19 protein-coding genes are annotated in these 19963 nt (G+C 40.7%); 11 read left to right on the top strand and 8 right to left on the bottom strand.

All coding sequences use genetic code 11. The annotated features are described in order from the left end of the window. Positions 1-34: 34 nt before the first annotated feature. Both AAYR28_RS04815 and AAYR28_RS04810 read right to left on the bottom strand, forming a co-directional pair. Positions 35-2821: an ATP-binding protein gene (locus tag AAYR28_RS04815; protein ID WP_345808941.1), complete on the bottom strand. Its 2787-nt coding sequence runs from the start codon at positions 2819-2821 to the stop codon at positions 35-37. A 16-nt stretch (positions 2822-2837) separates the two neighbouring features. After that, entirely contained in the window at positions 2838-4052 is a 1215-nt protein-coding gene (locus AAYR28_RS04810) for a DNA repair exonuclease (protein WP_345808940.1), read from the bottom strand. Positions 4053-4223: 171 nt separating this feature from the next. Between AAYR28_RS04810 and AAYR28_RS04805 the strand changes: the two genes are divergently transcribed. Continuing rightward, positions 4224-4412: a YhzD family protein gene (locus tag AAYR28_RS04805; protein WP_034282213.1), complete on the top strand. Its 189-nt coding sequence runs from the start codon at positions 4224-4226 to the stop codon at positions 4410-4412. A 31-nt stretch (positions 4413-4443) separates the two neighbouring features. Here AAYR28_RS04805 and AAYR28_RS04800 read toward each other — a convergent pair whose 3' ends face one another. After that, on the bottom strand, positions 4444-5217 hold the full coding sequence (locus AAYR28_RS04800) for an enoyl-CoA hydratase (RefSeq protein WP_051627350.1): 774 nt from the start codon (positions 5215-5217) through the stop codon (positions 4444-4446). Positions 5218-5398: 181 nt separating this feature from the next. Here AAYR28_RS04800 and AAYR28_RS04795 point away from each other — a divergent pair, with 181 nt between their 5' ends. The 3 genes from AAYR28_RS04795 to AAYR28_RS04785 all read left to right on the top strand — a co-directional run bounded on the left by AAYR28_RS04795 (position 5399) and on the right by AAYR28_RS04785 (position 7514). Beyond that, positions 5399-5725: a potassium:proton antiporter gene (locus AAYR28_RS04795; protein WP_227001712.1), complete on the top strand. Its 327-nt coding sequence runs from the start codon at positions 5399-5401 to the stop codon at positions 5723-5725. 64 nt (positions 5726-5789) lie between these two features. Continuing rightward, positions 5790-6287: a cation:proton antiporter regulatory subunit gene (locus AAYR28_RS04790; protein WP_024425442.1), complete on the top strand. Its 498-nt coding sequence runs from the start codon at positions 5790-5792 to the stop codon at positions 6285-6287. 3 nt (positions 6288-6290) lie between these two features. Then, positions 6291-7514: a cation:proton antiporter gene (locus tag AAYR28_RS04785; protein ID WP_034282218.1), complete on the top strand. Its 1224-nt coding sequence runs from the start codon at positions 6291-6293 to the stop codon at positions 7512-7514. A 37-nt stretch (positions 7515-7551) separates the two neighbouring features. Here AAYR28_RS04785 and AAYR28_RS04780 read toward each other — a convergent pair whose 3' ends face one another. The 5 genes from AAYR28_RS04780 to AAYR28_RS04760 form a co-directional block, all read right to left on the bottom strand. Next, on the bottom strand, positions 7552-8826 hold the full coding sequence (locus AAYR28_RS04780; RefSeq protein WP_326135016.1) for a lysine N(6)-hydroxylase/L-ornithine N(5)-oxygenase family protein: 1275 nt from the start codon (positions 8824-8826) through the stop codon (positions 7552-7554). Between the two features lie 75 nt (positions 8827-8901). Further along, the gene (locus tag AAYR28_RS04775; RefSeq protein ID WP_034282220.1) at positions 8902-10401 is read right to left on the bottom strand and encodes a coproporphyrinogen III oxidase; all 1500 of its coding nucleotides are present in this window, start codon (positions 10399-10401) and stop codon (positions 8902-8904) included. 113 nt (positions 10402-10514) lie between these two features. Next, on the bottom strand, positions 10515-11381 hold the full coding sequence (locus AAYR28_RS04770) for a Cof-type HAD-IIB family hydrolase (protein WP_039177545.1): 867 nt from the start codon (positions 11379-11381) through the stop codon (positions 10515-10517). Between the two features lie 451 nt (positions 11382-11832). Continuing rightward, a complete protein-coding gene (locus AAYR28_RS04765; protein WP_024425750.1) occupies positions 11833-12189 on the bottom strand; it encodes a YlbF family regulator in 357 nt (118 codons plus the stop codon). A 121-nt stretch (positions 12190-12310) separates the two neighbouring features. Then, complete coding sequence (locus AAYR28_RS04760) at positions 12311-13444, bottom strand: DUF445 domain-containing protein (protein WP_034282223.1); 1134 nt, start codon at positions 13442-13444, stop codon at positions 12311-12313. 215 nt (positions 13445-13659) lie between these two features. Here AAYR28_RS04760 and AAYR28_RS04755 point away from each other — a divergent pair, with 215 nt between their 5' ends. From AAYR28_RS04755 to AAYR28_RS04725, 7 genes are all read left to right on the top strand, one after another. Further along, positions 13660-14772, top strand: a complete 1113-nt coding sequence (locus tag AAYR28_RS04755) for a YheC/YheD family protein (RefSeq protein ID WP_120207493.1) — start codon at positions 13660-13662, stop codon at positions 14770-14772. Next, the gene (locus AAYR28_RS04750) at positions 14729-16087 is read left to right on the top strand and encodes a YheC/YheD family protein (protein WP_345808939.1); all 1359 of its coding nucleotides are present in this window, start codon (positions 14729-14731) and stop codon (positions 16085-16087) included. Before AAYR28_RS04755 ends, AAYR28_RS04750 begins: the two co-directional genes overlap by 44 nt. Before the next feature lie 152 nt (positions 16088-16239). Further along, entirely contained in the window at positions 16240-16449 is a 210-nt protein-coding gene (locus tag AAYR28_RS04745; RefSeq protein WP_003211787.1) for a YheE family protein, read from the top strand. Between the two features lie 20 nt (positions 16450-16469). Further along, on the top strand, positions 16470-17345 hold the full coding sequence (locus tag AAYR28_RS04740) for a helix-turn-helix domain-containing protein (protein WP_340899071.1): 876 nt from the start codon (positions 16470-16472) through the stop codon (positions 17343-17345). 143 nt (positions 17346-17488) lie between these two features. Next, a complete protein-coding gene (locus AAYR28_RS04735; RefSeq protein ID WP_034282227.1) occupies positions 17489-18595 on the top strand; it encodes an ABC transporter ATP-binding protein in 1107 nt (368 codons plus the stop codon). Positions 18596-18831: 236 nt separating this feature from the next. After that, positions 18832-19035, top strand: a complete 204-nt coding sequence (locus tag AAYR28_RS04730) for an alpha/beta-type small acid-soluble spore protein (protein WP_024425744.1) — start codon at positions 18832-18834, stop codon at positions 19033-19035. A gap of 285 nt (positions 19036-19320) precedes the next feature. Next, positions 19321-19938 carry an NAD(P)-dependent oxidoreductase gene (locus tag AAYR28_RS04725; RefSeq protein WP_041109935.1) on the top strand — a complete coding sequence of 206 codons (618 nt, stop codon included), beginning with the start codon at positions 19321-19323 and terminating at the stop codon, positions 19936-19938. The last annotated feature ends 25 nt before the right edge of the window (positions 19939-19963 follow it).

The raw sequence follows: 19963 nt of genomic DNA, 5'->3' as shown, positions 1-19963 counted from the left end.
TCATATAAGTATAACATAAGTCATTATTTGTCAATCATTCAACTGCTAAACTCGTAATCTGTCCATCTTCAGCTGCCTGCATCATATGCTGATGACAGGTAAAATAAAACAGCTGTGTTTCATAACGCGTGAGTTCATTCATCAACTCCAGTACTCTTCCTAGACGAACATGATCAAAATGAACGAAGCTGTCATCCATCATAAACGGAAGCTGACATTCCTGCTGATGAGACAAGGCGAGTGCAAAACGAATGGCCAGATAGACTTGTTCACATGTTGCTTGCGAGAGCTCTTCTGGGCGGAATATTCGTCCATCCATCCTTTTCACGATCAGCCGGTCATCCTCTGGTGAAAATAAAATGGCTTCATATCGATCATTCGTTAACGGCTGAATAAAGCGGGAAGCTGTTTGCAGCAGTGCTGGCAGCCTTTTTTCTTTATGTTCATTCAATTTTTCTCGAATGACGGAGCGGACAAGCTGAATCGCCGCCCATTTTTTCGCAAGGTGCTTTGCATGCTCCTGCTCAGCTGAAAGCTGATGAGTCAAATCAGACACCGTACCTGAAGCTTCTATTTGCCGGATTTCCACTGCTCGTTCTGCCAGACGTTTTTCCATATTCGCCGCATTCGATTGTATGTTATTCAGATGCTGCTTTGCTTCCGCACACTCTTCTTCAAGAAGGCGCAATCCTTTACGAACAATCGATTCTTCCTCATCAAAGCAGCCGCATCTATGCAGCTCTTGATTCAGCTGCTGCAAATGGGAAAGCCGTTCCCGATATACTTTCGATAGATGGGAAAGAATTTGGTAATCTTTTTTGGACTCTGCCTCTACTTGACGAAAAAGCACGTCCATTTGTTTTTCGTAATAGTCAATTTCCCCTTCCAGTGTCGTGATCTGCTGTTTCACATGTTGAATCGATACATCCAATGTCTGACGTTCTTTTTCTCTTTTCGCCTCATCTTTCAATATCTCTTGAAAGGCCGAGATGCTCTCTTGAATGGTGCCTTCCTTTCGCTGCAGAAGACTGCTTAACGCTTCCACCCTTTGCTCATAATTGGACTGCTGGCCGGCAAGCTCGTCTATTTCCCGGCTAAGCTCCTCATATCCCGCTGTATTCGTTTTTAACTGCTTCAGGATAAGGAAGGCTTCTACTAGGAAAGAAAGCTCTGAGGACAAGCCCAGCTGTCTTTTCTTTTCCTCTACTTGCTGCTGGACAGGTTCCAGCTCCTGCTCCCAGTCTTCATATTGCCGGATGATCCTTTCGTACAAAAGCTCCTTCTGCCTCACAAGCGTTTCAGCTGAAGCTGCCTGTACTTGGAAGGAATCGAATGTTCCCCCGCCGCTTCCCTGTTTCACCTGTGTCGATTTCAAAAATGGGTAAATAGCAAAGAAGACAAAAATAGAAAACCCTGCAAATAAGAAAGTAACCCACCACTCTGTTAAAAAGAAAAGGACAAGCAGAAATGCAGCATCAAATATCACCATCACAGGAAATAACCACGCCCGGGAATGAACCTGTTTCTCTTTTGCTCTTGTTTCCCCAGTTTCCACTGTACTATGCGATTTGGCCTGCTGTTCCTTTAATCCTTTTAAAGCGGTTTCCGCTTCTTCCAGCTCATGTCTTGCATGATCAAACCGGTCATCCAGCTGTGCCTTTCTGTCCATTAAACGAACGTAGTGGCTGACAGCCTCCTTTAATTCCCACTCAAATTCAAGGGAGTCGTCAATCTGCTCAAGTTTGACTGAACGCTGCCACTTTAGCTTCGCTGCGGCTTCGTCCATTTTTTGTTTCAATGAATCACGTTCTGCTTTACATTCTGCTAAGCGGTTTTTGACACGTTCAGCATGAGAAGATTCATCAACGACACGCTTCATCTCCAGTAATGTATCCTTGTCATGAAGCAGCTGAACTTGTGCCAGCGAGGTTTGCAAATGATCTAATTTTTGCTTTAGTGCAGTCATTTGAGCCTTTTTCGGGTGAAGGTGTGATTCTAATTTATCTAATTCATGCTCTGTTTCTGCTCTAAAGCGTTTGACTCGTTCTGGATAACGGGCTAATTCTTTTTTTAACTCCATCTTCTTCTCTATCATGGGATAAAGTCGAATGTGTTCGTTTAACTGCTGAATCTGTTCTTCTGTCTGCTTCATTTCCTTTTGAAGCGCTGCGATCGTCTCTATTAATTCAGAATGCTCCCGTTTTTTTTCTGTATAACGGCCTTCTGCCAATCTAGCTTGTTTCAGCTGGGCAGCCAGCTCTTTTAAACGATCAAGCTGCTGGTTTAATTCCGGCTTGCGTCCATTTGGTTTAAACAGCTGCTCCTGCTGCTTAAGCAGCCTGCTATCCATCTTGGAGGCAGCATCTGAGCCAAATAAACTTGAGAAAAGGAGAAATTCACCGATTTGATCTTCGTTTAAGGCTTGGACATTTTGCAGTCCAAACACATCAAATGAATAGATTGATTGGAATAATCTGCGATCTGTTCCCTTTAAAAGAGTTCGTAGAAATGCTTCATCTTTCACTTCACCATTCGGTAAAAACACCTGTGCTTGACCGCCTCGATCGGACGATCTCTCAATGTGAATGACACCTAACTCCTCATCTAAGCAAGTGAGGGAGCCGCCATAGAAAGATCCTTGTTTCGGCTTGTATATCTTGTTTTTTGAAAAACCAAATAACATCGACTCAATAAATGCCTTCAATGTCGTTTTCCCCGATTCATTCAGGCCGTAAACTAGCTGAAAACCGTCATCAGAAAAGTGAAAGGTTCGATTTGAAAATTTCCCGAAATTCGCTATATGGAGTGAACGTATTTTCATCATACCTCTCCTTTTCTCATAATTGCTTCAGCTGTTCCGTTAGCAGCCTTTGTGCCTCTTCTTTTATATCCACTTCATCCTCTTTTGTGAGCGCTTTTCCTGACTTCCTGTAGGTTGAGTGACGCTTGATCGGTGAAAGCAGCTCTTCATATGACTCAAACTGTGCAATTTCTGCCGTTAGTTCCTTCAAAAAGGAATCTTCTGGATAAATGACATCCTCGTTTGTTCGGCAATCAATTGACATCACCCAAACAAACACATCTTCATCTTCCTCCTGCTCATGAAAAACAGTCATCAGCTCTTCGAGGACCTCAAGCTGCGTATGCTCAAAGTAAGAAGGCGCATCACCTGTCAATTCAATTCTCACAAAATGAGGAATGCCTTCCTCTTTCAGCTCATTGATTTTGCCTTCCACAAGTGTGACAAGATCCGTCATATGAGTTGTTTCTGTGATGTCTATTGCCAGTTTCTCAAAGATGATATCTGCACAGCTGATAAAATCCGCTGCCCGTGAATCTTCGGAGAGGTGAATCAAGTAACAGCCTTTTTCTCCCGTTTCTTTTATATGTCTGCCCTGCACATTACCAGGATAAATTATATATGGGTCTTCATGCAGAAGGGCTCTTTTATGTATATGTCCAAGCGCCCAATAATCAAAATCCTGTGCTATGAGCTGCTGAAGCTGAAATGGGGCATATGCATCATGTCCTTCTTGTCCGGCTAATGTGCCGTGAAGCATCGCAATGTGATAGGCAGCATCTGTTGTTTTGACATAATGAGATGTCATATTTTCATAGACAGCCCGCTCTTTGTAGCTAAACCCATAAATACTCGCGACAAGCTGATCCCCTCGATAATAGGAGTGCTCACTTGGTGTACTGCTCGAAAAGACATGTACATTCTCGGGCCACTCAATCGGTGTCCATTCACCGCCTAAATGATCATGATTCCCATAAATAATAAAGACTTCAATCCCGTGCGTTTGCAGTCTTACAAACTGATTTCTTAAAAACAGCTGTGCTTTTAAGCTGCGATTGGATTCATCAAATAAATCTCCGCTCAGCAGCACAAAGTCTACCTCCCGCGCAACGGCGAGATCAAAGATGTTCTTAGCACTTTGAAATGTACTTTCTTTGAGCCGCTTAAATATAGAACTAGGTATAGTCGACATTCCTGCAAATGGACTGTCTAAATGTAAATCTGCGGCATGAATAAAGGTGAGCTTAGTCAAACGTCTATCTCCTTGTCCGATACTGTCATTGTCCATATTTTATCATGCCATTTTTACGAATGCACGTTCTATCACTCTTCTTCTAAAAAACACATTTTTAAGGGCTAAAAAAGAGGTTTTGTCTTATTCCATGTTTAATTACATTAAAAACAGAAGAAAGGAAGATGAGGAATGGAGAAGACATACTTTTTAACCGTATTTGACCGGTCGGGTGAGACTTTATTAAATGAAAAAATCACAGCGGATGGTGACGAGAAAGCAAAGGAATTAGGACGTCATCGCTTAATGGAACAGCAATACACAAAGCATTCTCATCGACTCGTTGATCAAGCAGGAAAGCTGCTTTTATTTGAACGTTAAAAAAGCCGGCTTTCGCCGGCCTCATGTTCATTTATGCTTTTTGAAAGACAGGACGTCTTTTTTCTAAAAAGGCCTGTATACCTTCCTTGTGATCATGACTTTTTCTCAGTCTTGCCTGTGCTGCTCTCTCTTTTTGAAGAACTGCTAAGAGCTTTGATTCTGACTGCTGGAAATAGATCATCTTTGTTTCGATAAAGGCTTGAAGCGGCATGTTCATAAATGGCTTCACACACACTTTTTGATACGTATCGACCTCATCCTGGAACACCCCGTCTGCAAGGCGCAGCTTTAACGCTTCTTCAGCCGGCAGCTTTTGTCCGCTCCAAATCAATTGTTTAGCGGTTTGCTCACTCACTCTTTTTGTGAGGAAAAAATGCCCCCCGCCATCTGGAATTAATCCTACTCCATTAAAATTCATGGCGAGTTTTGCATCCTGATGCATAAACAAGTAGTCACAGCTTAGAGCAAAGCTAAAAGCGAGGCCTGCTGCTGACCCGTGAACAAGCGCAATCGTCACTTTTTTCATACTAGCTAGAGAAAGTGTAATTCCCTCGATCAAATCCATCACACGATGGAAATCTTCTTCACTTTCCTGCTTGAGCATCATCCCAATATCTCCGCCTGCTGAGAATCCTTTTCCCGCTCCCTTGATGACAACGACTTTTGCACTGCTTTCCTCCGCTGCATCACATGCTTCTTTGAATTCAGCAAACATGTCCACATGAAAAGAATTATAAGCTTCAGGCCTATTGAAAACGATTTCAAAAACATCCCCGTCTAACTGACAATTGATATATGTCATCATCCATCCCCCTCTTCTTTTAAAAGCTCATCACTTACTTCCATTTTCATCATGTAAAACCTTTTTCTCTAAATAAAAAATTTCAAGATCAATTGATACTAAAATAAGCATAATGATTGAAACAAGAAATATATTTTTATATAGTAAAAAAAGAAAGAAAATAAATTTGAAAGGAGGAGGATGATTGATCAGATGTTCCATCATGATATTGGTTAGCTTCATCGTCATGTTTTCTCCTTTTTCAAATGTCGTTTTTGCTTCACAGGCAGAAGCGAGTATACCTAGCCTGATTTCTCCATCCATTTATGATGAAGAAATCAATGCTGTGAAGACACCTTCATTTTCAAAAAAACATGCTTCATCCATTCTGTTGAAGGACAGATTATCAAGGGCGTATGCCAAGACTTTTCTGCCAAAGCCTGCCCCATCAGCTGCATTGTCCATTGATCTATGTTTTTTGGAAATGAAGTGTGCGATCCCCGTTATGTATCAATCTAATTACCTCTACTGATTCATTTTATTTCATCCGCATTTACTATTTGAAAAACACAGCCTATCAAATTCGGAGGGATAAAATGAACATTAAAGAAAATGATCTTCCTGGGATCGGAAAGAAATTTGAAATTGAAACGAGAAATAGAGAAAAGATGACGATTGTGATTCATGATGATGGCAGACGGGAAATTTATCGTTTTGACGATGATGATCCAGATGAAGTGCTGTCTACCATTTCACTCGATGATGCTGAATCCCGGCAAATCGCTGCTATTATCGGCGGTATGGTGTATAAACCGCAGGCACTAGAAACCATTGAAATGGCCTTCAACGACTTGATCATTGAATGGTTTAAAGTGGAAAAAGGTGCAAAAGCGGTTGGACATACACTCGGTGATTTAGATGTGAGACAAAATTATGAAGTCACCGTGATTGCGATCATTAAACATACAAATGAAAAATTACTCAACCCTGGTGCCGATTCGATTATTCAAGCAAATGATACGATGGTCATTTCGGGCGAAAGAAAACACTTGAAGCGATTGGTACGTGATTTTCTTTCTAGAGGGGGAGAGTGATGAATGGATCATTTAGTCTTTGAAGTTGGGACGGCGCTAATTCTTATCGCCATCGCCAGCTTAATCGCCAATAAAATTAAATTTTCTATCATCCCTTTTCTCATTGTCCTCGGAATGATTGTTGGGCCGCATGCTCCAACTATCGGAATCATTGATTTGAAATTTATCGAAAGCACGGAGATTATTTCGTTTTTTGGCAGAATGGGCGTCCTGTTCCTTCTTTTCTATCTTGGACTTGAGTTCTCTGTCGGAAAACTCATTAAATCGGGTAAATCTATTGCAGTCGGCGGATCTATTTATATTTTGATCAACTTCAGCTTAGGTCTGCTCTACGGTTTTATCACAGGGTTTGGATTCCTTGAGGTTCTCATTATGGCAGGGGTGATCACCATTTCATCCAGCGCCATTGTGGCCAAAGTCCTTGTCGATTTGAAACGAACGGCGAATCCTGAAACAGAGTTAATTCTAGGGATTATTATGTTTGAGGATATTTTCCTTGCCGTTTATTTATCCGTCGTATCAGGTCTTGTCCTTGGAGATGCCACTACTGTTGGCGGTGCCTTATTATCAATTTTAATTGCTTTTGGTTATATGATGCTTTTCTTTATCATTGCGCGGAAGCTGCCAAAACTATTAAATAAGTTGTTTGATATCCGTTCGAACGAAGTGTTCATCATTGTGATTTTTGCCGCTTTGTTCTTTGTCGCTGGCTTTTCAGAAACAATTCATGTAGCAGAGGCTATTGGAGCTCTCTTACTTGGTCTTGTTTTCTCAGAAACAGAGCACTCAGACCGCATCGAGCATCTCGTGGTTCCGTTTAGAGATTTCTTTGGAGCGATGTTCTTTTTCAGCTTTGGTCTCAGTATCGATCCGTTTACATTGGGTGATGCCTTCTGGCTTGCGATCGGCGCTGTGATTCTTACCTTAATTGGGAACTTCACTGCCGGAATGTTCGCTGGACGGAGAGCTGGATTTTCTCATAAAGCCTCTTCTAATATTGGATTAACCATCGTATCGAGAGGAGAGTTTTCAATCATTGTTGCCGAGCTTGGCATCGCCGGCGGACTTGCCGCTACTTTGAAGCCCTTTGCTGCATTGTATGTCTTAATTCTTGCGATCTTAGGACCGCTCGTAACGAAAGAATCTAAAAAAATCTATCAAATCCTAAACAAAATCTTCAAATGGAAACCTGAAAAACCAAAAGTAAAAAAAGAAACGACGATCTAATAAAAAAGGGCCCTATGCTTGGGCCCTTTTTTATGTCTTATTCAAATTGCTGAAATGCAGTTTCTTGTTTGACTGGCGCTTCCTTGACACCTCGAATGGTTCGAATGACTTTCTGGTTGCGGTAAATCGATAGTTTCAAATTGGTCGCCGCTGTTCCATGAGAATGATCAAGATTCGTGAATGTAAAGAAATGATTTGAACGCTTGTCTTTGAACACAAGCCTGAAGTCGTCTGTCACTTTAAAATGCTCATCACTTTCCCATTCAATCAAAGGTTCATATGCGCTAAACCATTCAGGAATATTCGGTGTGTATCCTGTAGCCAATACAGCGTGATCTACAGTTATGCTTTTTTCTTTCTTCAGCTGCCACTGCTTGAGATGCAGCTCCAAAGGCTGATGCTCTCCTCTTTGAATCGCTTCAAGCTCGGTCATTGGCTGAATGAGCACAGATGGCTCTTCACCTGAAACGGAGCGATGATACAACTCCTGATAAATGCGCGAAAGCGTTGATGCATCGATGCCATTTCTTAATCCTGTCAGCCTGGGCAATGTGTTCATACGTTCTTCATAAGGAAGCGAATGAAAATACTCGACATACTTTGGTGTAAAAAGCTCTTGGCCAAGTTCTGCCGTCTCCAGCTCTCTAAATTCACTAGAACGCGTAAACCATGAAAGCTGCTGTCCTTTCTTTTGATGCTGAAGCAGGTCTAAGAAAATTTCAGCTGCACTCTGCCCTGAGCCGATTACCGCCACCGACTCAGCTTCATGAAGTGCTTTCTGCTGATCTAAATAACGGCTGCTATGGGTCACATATGGGTATACTGCTTCAGGCACATCGACTGGAATCATTGGTTTGCTTCCTGTGCCTAACACGACATGCTTTGCACGATATTCAGAAAGCGATCCATCGTTCAGCCGTCTGACTTTCACAAGGTAGCCTTCTTGGCAGTCCGTCACTTCTTCTACCTTCATCCCGAACTGACAGCTGTCTAATTCTCCTGCCACCCATGATAAATACTCATTGAATTCTCTCCGCGGGATATCAAACTGTTCAAATGTATAGAACCGGTGAAGTCTATTTGCTTCATGTAAATAATTTAAAAATGTATACCTGCTCCTTGGATTCGCCATTGTGACAAGGTCTGCTAAAAAGGAAACTTGCAAATCCGTTCCTTTGATCAGCATACCAGGATGCCAGGCAAACTCAGACTCTTGTTCAAAAAAACAGCATGAGACATCCTCATACTCCTCTAACAAAGCGGCCAACCCTAAATTGGCGGGCCCAATCCCAATTCCGATCACATCTATCATATGTACACCTGCTTTAACTTTTTATCACTTATATACCCTTTTACAAATGAAAAAAACACTGCGTCATCGCAGTGTTTAAACGTGAGAAACAAATAATGATTCAAGGAATTGAATTTTCTCTTCTGTATAGTGTTCATAGCGGTCATTATACGATTTTGGATCTTTTGGATTGGCATACTGCGTAATTTTTCCTGATCGTGGATCAATGAATTTACTTGCTGCACCGCATCCAATGCCAATGATTGTCTGTACTTCTTCCATGATAATAATATTATACAAACTTTCCTGTCCATCTAATGAATACCCGACATTTTCAAGATTCCCCAAAATATTTTTTTGTCTATATAAATAATATGGGTGATAATGATGTGCTTTCGTCCAAGTGACCGCTTCATCCATCATACGTGTGATTTCTTCTCGGTCGGCTACTTGATATTTCTCCTTATTGCGCGTCATTTCAGATGCTCTTTTAAAGGAGAGTGTATGCACGGTTAAAGATTCAGGCTTGAGCTCTTCAGTCTGCTGCAAGGAGTGCTGAAATTCTTTGAGCCCTTCTCCCGGCAATCCAATGATTAAGTCCATATTGATATTATTCATGCCGTACTGTCTTGATAAGTGATACTTTTCAATCGTTTCTTCGACACTATGATGCCGGCCAATAGCCTTTAGTGTTTCATTCTCATACGATTGCGGGTTAATGCTAATCCGGTCAATATTGTAGCGGTTTAGCACCTCTAGCTTATCAGGCGAAATCGTATCAGGACGCCCTGCTTCGACAGTCACTTCCCGTATATGCTTCACATCTGGGAACGAGCGGTACATTTCTTCATACAGCAAATCCATTTCTTCCGCTGTAATGCTCGTTGGCGTGCCTCCGCCAAAGTAAACGGTCGTCACTTTGATCCCGTGTTCTTTTAGCCATGCGCCCATTTTTTGCATTTCATAATGCAGACCAAACAAAAACGTTCCCACTCTGCCAGCTTGTCCTTTAATGGCGTAAGCAGGGAACGTGCAGTAAGCACATTTTGTGGGGCAGAAAGGAATACCAATATAAATACTCACTTCCTGCTGAAGGTCATACAGATCTGGAATGGCTTGAAGCTGACGATCGACAATCTCCTGCATCAAATTGATTTTTTCATCATGAATCAAGTAATCACGCTTTAATGCCGCATGTGCATCTTCCTTTGACATGCCTTCTCTCAGCATCTTATGAAGCAATTTCGTAGGACGTATTCCTGTGAGAATGCCCCACTTTTGTGTCATTCCTGTGTGCTCCTGAAGCAAGTGTAAATAAACAGACAGCACTGTGTTTTTGATTTGTTTCCAGCGCTCCTTATCGTTCAAGCTCTCTGGGACATCCCGCGAAAAACGACTGGTGATGTCTGATCCATCGATATGACCAGATGCTTCCACCATGCCATTTTCTTCCTTCCAGTTAAATACCATGACCAAACCATCATCCAATTCACTTGGATCAAACATCACTTCACTATCTTCTTCAAATAAATTGGCTATATTGACAAGCGGGCGATGAAATCGTTCATCTGACAGCCCTTTAATTAAAATTCGCATCATATCACCTTTATCTTCAAACTTGTTTCATTTTACAAAATTCATGTAGGAAAAGCAATGAAGGGAACAGACGAAGGCCCTGTCATTTCTTGATTGACAGGGCCTTCACTGTATTATCTCTTAATATCGAATTGATGCAAAAATCCTTCTCTTTGCTGCATTCTAAAGTATTCCTTGATCATATAAGCCACACCCTGTTCATCATGCGAGCGCGTCACCCAATCGGCTTTACGCTTGACATCATTGGGGGCATTTCCCATAGCAACACCTAAACCAGCCAATTCAAGCATTGGAATGTCATCTGTTCCATGACCAATGACGACCGTATCTTCTAAAGTAAAACCGAGTGCAGAGGTTAAAAGAGAAAGTCCCGCTTCCTTCGAAACCCCTTTGCATACAATATTCATTTTCTCATCACTGATCCTAATAAGATCAACAGATGGGAATGCTTGTTGAATGGTCCTGTGAATCTCAGGCTGAAGCTCCGCAGTCGAATATACTTCAATCACTGGAGTACTGACTGGTTCATCCATCAGCATATCACTTAACGATTCAACAAATTGAACGGGATAGAAAATTGGATCAGACGGATGAATAAGCGTCTTTCCCATCAGCTGAGACTGCGTTTTTTTCCGGTTGCCGATCGAGAATTTTTCATGCAGCAAGCGGACATTACAATCGAAGCTTTCAAGGATTTGCACAAGATTAAATGTCTTTTCTTCCGTTAATTTTTTCACATGAAGCGGCTCATCGAGTTTATCGGCGATAAATGCACCACTATGCGTCACAAGGGTTGATGTTGGAATCTTCAACGCCTTGGCAATTTTTTGAGCGGAACGAAAATGCCGGTTGGTGACAATCGTCACGTAAACCCCTTTTTTCTTTACATATTCCACAGCTTCTTTTGTAGCAGAATGGATTTTACCATTGGAACGAAGTAACGTCCCATCTATATTGAGTGCAAGTAGTTTTTTTGACACTGAGGCATCCCCCTTCTTGATGACTGTACTTACGATGAGGATATGCCCTAGCTTGGTGCTTTAGAACATGCAGTTGAAAGAGCCCCAGGTTATGAATAGATGGATAAATAAAAAAAGCCTACCCCTAGGCTTTTTTTTATGTATGGTTTGGATGCGTTACAATGGAGTGATGAAGCTCCCCATGATCCCCTTATCATTTACACACCAAAGCATTGCTTATATCAGATCCCCTTATGATGCTTTGCGTTTCTCCCAGAAGCGCTTCTCTCTCGTTTGGCTCACCGCCATAAATCCCAAGTGAAACGCACCCAATTGTCCCTTGAGAGCGCCTTTTGAAAGCACTTTCAATATAAGTATTATCGCAGAATTTATGTGCTTCGACAACCTTTTTTTAAAAGATATTGAGGAGAAAAGATAAAACAAAAAAGGGCGAATGACCTCGCCCTTTCCATTAGTTTTCTTCTGGATTCCCATAAAGCTCTTCAAGTGGCTTCATGATAATTTTATTTAATTCACCGATAAGAACACTCACACGTTGTTCTGCTTCCATCAACTGAGAGATTTTATCGTGCTGCTGAACAAGCGCAACTGTTTTTTGAGCTTGCTCCACTTCTTCTTGTGTGATCTCTTGACCAGTCATTTGTTTTTGTTGAAGGTTTACTTGAATGTCACGGAAGTTCTCAAACATTCTTTTAGAGGACTCATCCGCGTTTACCTCATCATAAAGATTTCTTAAAGTTGAATATTCTTCGCTATGACGCAATGCTTTTTCAAGGTCATATGCAACATCATAAAGATTTACAGACATGTTATGTCTCCTTTCTATCCGTTATCACCGATATGATCGGCGGACACCACTCCACTATAACAAACTATGGCTTTCGTTTCACATATATACAATGAATTCATTAAAATTTCTATAGCTTCTCTTAGAATAGCGCCACAAAAACAGCCTGGATAGCACCAATCATCCCGCCTAAAAGACCGCCTAGAAATGTTATCATCTTCAGCTCCTTATTAGAGATGCTGACTACAAGCTCTTCCATTTTTTCAAGCGGGAAAAGTTCAATTTGTTCACGAATGATATCTTCAAATTGCAGCTTTGCAAGCAGACTCTCTAAAGCATTTGAAGCCGCTTCGATCCCCTTATCAATCAACACTGGCGCAAAATGTGTTTTAAGGTCATCCGCTACAGCACTGACATATGTTCCAACTGGTTTGTCTAATATCAGCTTTGTAGAGAAATGAGAAAGCAATTGATTTTTCACACTAAAAATAAGTTCCTTCACATTCCATTTTTCATCAAGCTCATGAAGAGAAAATAGCTTCACCTTGTCCCATTCTTGAACAAGTAAATCTGATAAAAATCTTTTTGTTTCTGCATTTCTTAAGAACTTGATAATTTCTGGATGCACACGGTCAATTAAGCTTGAATTCCCTAGAAACATTTGGACCATACTGCCAAGCATTCCCCGTTCTTTTAAGAAATCATCAATCATATTGCCAAGCCTGGCTTTGCCTTCATCACTTTCAAAATAATGAATGCCTCTCTTTAAAATATAATCTGCTGCATCTGGAATTTTTGATGATATTTTGGTTTCCACTTCTACCGGGAGCAATTCAGATAAAGTTTGCTCGTTATATGTTTCAAGCAATGAAGCGAGCTTCTGGTCAGACCACTGATGGAGCCATCTATCTGCTTTGACATCAGCCTCTGTAACGCCGAATTTTTCTAGCAGGGAGAATACGGTGATCTCCATATTTGCGCCTTTGTCAATATATTGATGGACTGTACGCAGGATCTCCTGCTTTGCATCCGATGATTCAAATCGCTTTTGAATACCTTCTGGCGTGAGCAAATGCTCCATAACCATGACACCAACCTGCTTGGCTACTTCGTCTCTTCTTTTAGGGATAAGCCCTGGTGTAAATGGAAGCTGTTTTCCGAATAAGTAATATGGCTTATAAGGCCGAAAAAGCATTTTAATTGCAAGATGGTTTGTCGCTGCTCCTATGACTGCGCCGATAACAATCATAAAGATAAACGTTGTGAATATATTCAAAGTCGTCATCTACCTTTCAAACAACACCCGAGGTTTATTGTTTTGATCTATACGTATTATAGTTGTTGTCAAGTTCCCAAGCAAATGAAGCATGCAGCGAGACATATGATCAAGCGATCTGTCGTAATGATAAAGGAGCGCAAGCTTTATGTAAAATCATAAAAAAATGTTTTTGTGATGGTAAAAAAAAGAAGTTGAAAAGAAGGTGTTTTTAAATGACAACATTAGGTATTGTGAGCCTTTCTCCGCAGTATGAAGAGGCATTCACACGGCAGCTCGCCAAAGCTGCCTCTTCTTATCGTTTAGTGGTTGTTCGTTTTACACCATTTGATTTAAAGCCGGCTTCAAATTTGATACAAGGCCAAACATATACGAATGGCCAAGGGTTTGCCGACGCACAATTTCCGATTCCCGACTTGATTTATGACCGATGTCTTTACCGGCATGACGCACAATCTAAAAAAGCAAAACCCATCATGGAATGGCTAAAAAAATATCCAAAAACAAATTTTTTGAATACCGGCATTTCAAATAAAATGGTGCTATTTGAGCAGCTCCGTCTCCGCTCTGCTTTACAGCCATATTTACCTGGCTGCTTTATATTAAAAGAGCCCTCAGACCTAATCAATATGGTAAGGGAGTGCGGGGCTGGCGGTTATTGTAGAATGCAGCCTCTCTCCCATCAGCATGCAGCATCTACTTACTTCATTTCCTTTGATGGCAAATCAACATTTACCGTTCAGCTAAGTTCCAATCAAACCATTACATTTTCTCGTACGTCAGAGCTGGAGCGCTGGTGCAAAAAATATGCAGGCCGGTATTTTCTTCAATTTTTCAACACGAATGATCAAAAAGAAATTTTATTCAATGAAATCAAGATTTTCCTTATGAAAGATTCACAAAATCAATGGAAACGCATGGGAATTCACACAAAATCACCTGCAGAAAATAGTCTTTTAAGTCATACACAAAAATCAGCTCCTGTGATAGGCTTTGAACACTATCTAAATACATTGCAGCCACACATCAAGGAACTCCTTTTAGATGATATTGCATCCATTCAGGCATCAATCCCAGCTTATATAGATAAAACTTACTCTCCTTGCTTTGAATTCGCAGTAGACTTACTTCATTCAAGTGAAGGCAGACTTTTCATATCAAATATCAGATCAAAGCCAGGGCGGTCCGCTTTTTTAAAAGTTTATCCTGAGAAGGAACACGAATTGATTCGTATCATTCTTGAATATGCGCAATCGATAAAGTCTCAACCGAAGGAGGTTTCTTATGAACAGAAAGCGCTGCATCATCGCCCCACACCTCACAAGTGAAAAAACAATTCATCTTCCCGTCAATTATAAACAGAAAGATGCCATCTATTCTCTTGCTATAGGGTCTCGTTTAGTAGATGGCTTCAACATTTCCTATCATCAGCATCCAAATAAAATTTTATTATCTGAAGATCTATACAGAGGATTACTGATTCCTTACCAATCAAAAGCTGATGTGATCATCATTGACCATACACTTTTTATAGGGCCGTTGATGGGCATTTTCACTGCGGGTTTTGAGCAAAGTACACAGCCATTGGGAACGAGATCAGAATTTTTTATCAAACTGCTGCACTCTTTCAGGCAGCATCTTGGTTTTGCCTATCTTTTTGGGTCACATTCGATTGATTGGGAAAAAGGAATTGTAGAAGGACTGTTGTACCAGCAAGATTCATGGGTTAAAAAACAGCTTCCCCTTCCGTCAGTTATTTATGACCGGCTTCCAAATAGAAAAGCTGCTCAGTCGGCACTCATACAAGAAACGAAGCGAAAACTCACTCAAGACTATGATATCCCTTGGTTCAATCCTTACTTTTTTAATAAATGGGAGATTCATGAACAGCTATTAACAGATGAAAAAACATGGTCCTTACTCCCACATTCTGTACAATTAGATCCCGTGGACGCTCTAATTAAAATTGAAACACTTCTCCACCTGCATCAAGTTATATACTTAAAACCGACAAACGGAAGTCATGGAGACGGGATTTATCAGTTAAAGAAGGAAAACGACGGAATCACTGTATTCTCAAATTTTGGAAAGTCCATTCCATATGATTCAATAGATCAGTTTGTTCAAAGACTGCGAAAGGATCATGCAATTCATGATTTTATTGCACAACAAGGCATTGAGCTTCTTCAAATAGACAATCAACCGATGGATTTCAGAGTTCATACGAATAAAAATAAAGAAGGTGATTGGACAGTCACAGCAGCTGCAGCAAAGGTTTCTGGAGATCATACCATCACGACTCACCAGTTACACGGGGGAACGGTGAAAACACTTTATGCTGTCTTTCCAGAAGAAAAGAAACGTTTGCAGATTTTACAGCAGCTTTCTCATACTGCCATCATACTCAGCCAGGTGATAGATAAAAAAATGTCCGGGCATATCGGTGAAATCGGTTTTGACTTAGGCATTGATCAAACAGGTGCAATTTGGATGTTCGAAGCTAATTCTCGCCCTGGCCGAGAGATTTTCCAGCATGTCTCTTTGAAAAAATCAGAATGGATGATTGGGAAAAGTATCATGGATTACGCATCTTACCTTTCAAAAACGGCACTCACAACTTCAGATCACGCAAACGTCTACTGACGCTTTTTTGTCACATGTCAGTGATCTTAAATCTATGCTTTTTCTATGCTCTTTTCATGAGATGAGATACAATAAAATCAAGTTCAAGGTTGTTTCCGTGTTGTCGTGTTTGTTTATTGTTTCATCAATAAAAGCAAGGAGGCAATGATGATATGATTTCTCATTTTCAATGGAAACCCCTTTTTAAGAAAGCACAATTGCCAGGCTGGAAAATATCCTTTTTCCACAACGGTGCGCACTATGAAGGCATCTACCACAAAACAGGTGACATTGAATGGGGCTCTCAGCTTCCGCCCCATGAAGTAGAACCAACTTTAAAAGAAGAAATCCACGAATTAATGCTGTTCCATGTCTATGATTAAACTGTTTAAGGAGCCCCGCCATGTTAGAAAAATTAAAACTTGTTTACGGAAACCATATCATCAGCACACCTACTCATGACAAACAAATTCTTTGGTATCAAACAGACGAAGGTGAAATATTTGGAGTAAACAAATCGGAGCTTTCAGAAAGAGAAACACTTCTTCTCAACTCTTTTCTTACACCAATTGATCTATTTCAAAAAGCGCAGACCGAGGATGAACAAAAATGGTTCAGCTATCTTTTTGAAAACAAACCACTAACTGTCCAACATCCCGTCCGTGTTTATTATTTTCAAATGATCCATCAAGAAGAACAAAGACAGCAAATAAAAGAGGCTGTGAATAACAGCCTCGAACATACTCATTTCATATGGACAGGCCCTGAAACAGCTATGCTGATTCAACCAAACGCCACATCAGAAAACAGTCAATTAGATCAGTTAAATGATTTGTCTCTGGCTATTACAAGTGATTTTTTAACAGACTCAGTCTTTATGCAAGGACAGCTGCATTTGCCTAATGACCATTTACAGATGAGGTTATTAAATGAACAACAGCTCTTTTTATGCCATCTGCAGCGAGAAAAGCTTAGATCAGGGGCTGCCACATTTTATCAATGCCTGCCATCGTTCATTTGTTATGATGCATCTGCACTCACTCACGCTATTTCAGATGCTTTTAAAGAAGCGGTCTTTGACCGGGATGTTTATCGCACTCTCATGACCTATATGCAATGTAATTTAAACGCATCCAAGGCAGCAAAAGCGTTATATGTTCACAGAAACAGTCTTCAATATCGAATTGATAAATTTATTGAGCGCACTGGTCTAGATATACGACATTTTCCAGAAGCATCAGCTGCTTATTTGATGATGATTCTACTCGATCTTTCATAAAGAACGAAGACATGAGCACCCTGCCCAAAAATGAAAATAGGATGTTGTGCACGTTGTCCATTTACAGACTCTTCCTCATTTTATACACTTTATTTACTAGTAAAGCGCTTTCAAAAAAGAGGGACTGGGGAGGCTGACAGCTAATGGCTGAAATGATGCTGAATCAAATTTATAAAGTGTACGATAACAAGGTAACAGCAGTAGACAACTTTAATCTACATATAGAAGATAAAGAATTTATTGTGTTTGTTGGTCCATCAGGCTGCGGAAAATCAACAACCCTTCGCATGATTGCAGGTCTAGAAGAAATATCACAAGGAGACTTTCTGTTAGATGGAAAACGGATGAATGATGTAGCACCGAAAGACCGGGATATCGCAATGGTTTTCCAAAACTATGCATTATATCCTCATATGAATGTGTACGATAATATGGCTTTTGGATTAAAGCTTCGGAAGTTTCCGAAAGCAGAAATTGATGAGCGGGTTCGAAATGCCGCTAAAATATTAGGGCTTGAGCAATATTTAGACAGGAAACCAAAAGCACTGTCTGGCGGTCAAAGGCAGCGTGTTGCACTTGGCAGAGCAATTGTACGTGATGCAAAGGTTTTTCTTTTGGATGAGCCGCTTTCTAATTTAGATGCAAAACTCCGTGTTCAGATGCGTGCTGAAATTTCTAAGCTTCATCAGCGTCTGCAAACGACATTTATCTATGTGACACATGATCAGACTGAAGCCATGACAATGGCAACCCGCCTTGTTGTCATGAAAGATGGATTTATTCAACAGGTTGGAGCGCCGAAAGATGTATATGAAAACCCAGAGAATGTGTTTGTAGGTGGATTTATCGGCTCACCTGCGATGAACTTTTTCACAGGAAAGCTCTCTGACGGTGCCATTGCGGTTGGAAAAACACATATTCGTGTACCAGAAGGAAAAATGAAAGTATTACGCAGCCAAGGCTATATTGGAAAGGATGTCATTTTAGGCATCAGACCAGAAGATTTTCACGATGAACCAGTATTTATAGAGGCGTCTGAAGGCACAAAAATTAATGCTGACGTAGAAGTAGCTGAATTAATGGGAGCAGAAACGATGCTTTATTCTTCTATCGATGGTCAATCGTTTATTGCACGTGTTGATTCTCGTACCGATGTACAAGCCGGACAGTCTATCCCTCTTGCGATTAATATGAACAAAGCCCATTTCTTTGATGCGGATACGGAGCTGCGCATCCGCTCAGCAGAATAAGAAGATATACAAGCAGCGCCATCACTCATCATTGGGTGATGGTTTTTTGTGTGTTAACACAACATTTACCATGTTCTTTTCTCGTATGTTTTTTTCGGAAATAACCATAATACTTAGTACAAAGCAGTTACTGCATTGGGTTTCGCCAAGTGGCAAATGACTTGATCATTTCGCTGGTGCGATTCCAGCAAACCCAACCAAAAAAACAAAACATATACAAAAAGGAGAATCACATCATGGCAAATTCTAATAGTTCAAACCAATTACTAGTTCCTGGAGCAGAGCAAGCGATCGATCAAATGAAATACGAAATCGCTTCTGAATTTGGTGTAAACCTTGGAGCAGAAACAACATCTCGTGCTAACGGTTCAGTTGGTGGAGAAATTACAAAACGTCTTGTGTCTTTCGCTCAACAAAACCTTGGCGGAACAAAAGCTTAATTTCATATTTGGATCATAGAAGGCACCTCTTATGGTGTCTTCTTTTTTTGTTTTTATCCCTCACCAAACTCCTTTCAGCTCATATCATGTAGTAGAAAGGAGCGGATCTTCATGGACATTATTTCTGGTATGAACTTTGAACTTTTACAATTTGTAGGTATCTCTCTATTATGTGAATATGCTCATAGTATTCGATCCTTTCATCTATATAAAAAAAGCATCACATAAAAGTTGTACCATTTTGTGCCCTTTTCACTTATAGTATGTAGTGGAGGGATCGAACAGATGAAAATAGCTCTTTTCGGTGCTCATGGACGTGTAGGACAAGCATTTCTTCGTTTCGTTCAAGTAGATGATCGTTACATGGTTCGTTCATTGATTCGAACAAACCGAGAAGAAATGCTTGCGGGTATGTTTCAAGTCACCGGCAATTCAAGAAATCGGGAAGATGTGCTTGAGACAATCAAAGGAGCAGATATTGTTGTGAGCTGTCTATCAACAGATGGTGACGATACATTATCTGTTTCAATGGAGCATATCGTACAAGCCATGAAGCAAACAAATACATCTAGAATTATTACAATTGGTACAGCAGGTATTTTAAAAGCAAGAAAGCAGCCGGAGCTCTACCGTTTTGAAACAAATGAATCAAGACGGACCACTTCCCGAGCAGCTAAAGAGCATGCGAAAGCGTTTGAAATCCTTCAATCGACTGATCTAGATTGGACCATTATTTGTCCAACCTATTTACCAAATGGAGAAGTGACACGGTCATATCGCTATGAGAAAGATTTTCTCCCTATAGATGGAAAGAAAATTTCAGTTGAAGATACCGCACACTTTTTATATCAGCAGTTAAATTCGAAGGAGTTTGTACATCAACGCGTCGGCATCGCTTATTGATGATGCAGCCTGTCCAAACAATATA

The sequence above is a fragment of the Bacillus safensis genome (assembly GCF_039619585.1).
In the GTDB taxonomy this organism is placed as follows: Bacteria; Bacillota; Bacilli; order Bacillales; family Bacillaceae; genus Bacillus; species Bacillus safensis.
The sequence above is the reverse complement of the archived record's forward strand: the minus strand, read 5'-3'. Positions and strand labels throughout refer to the sequence as shown.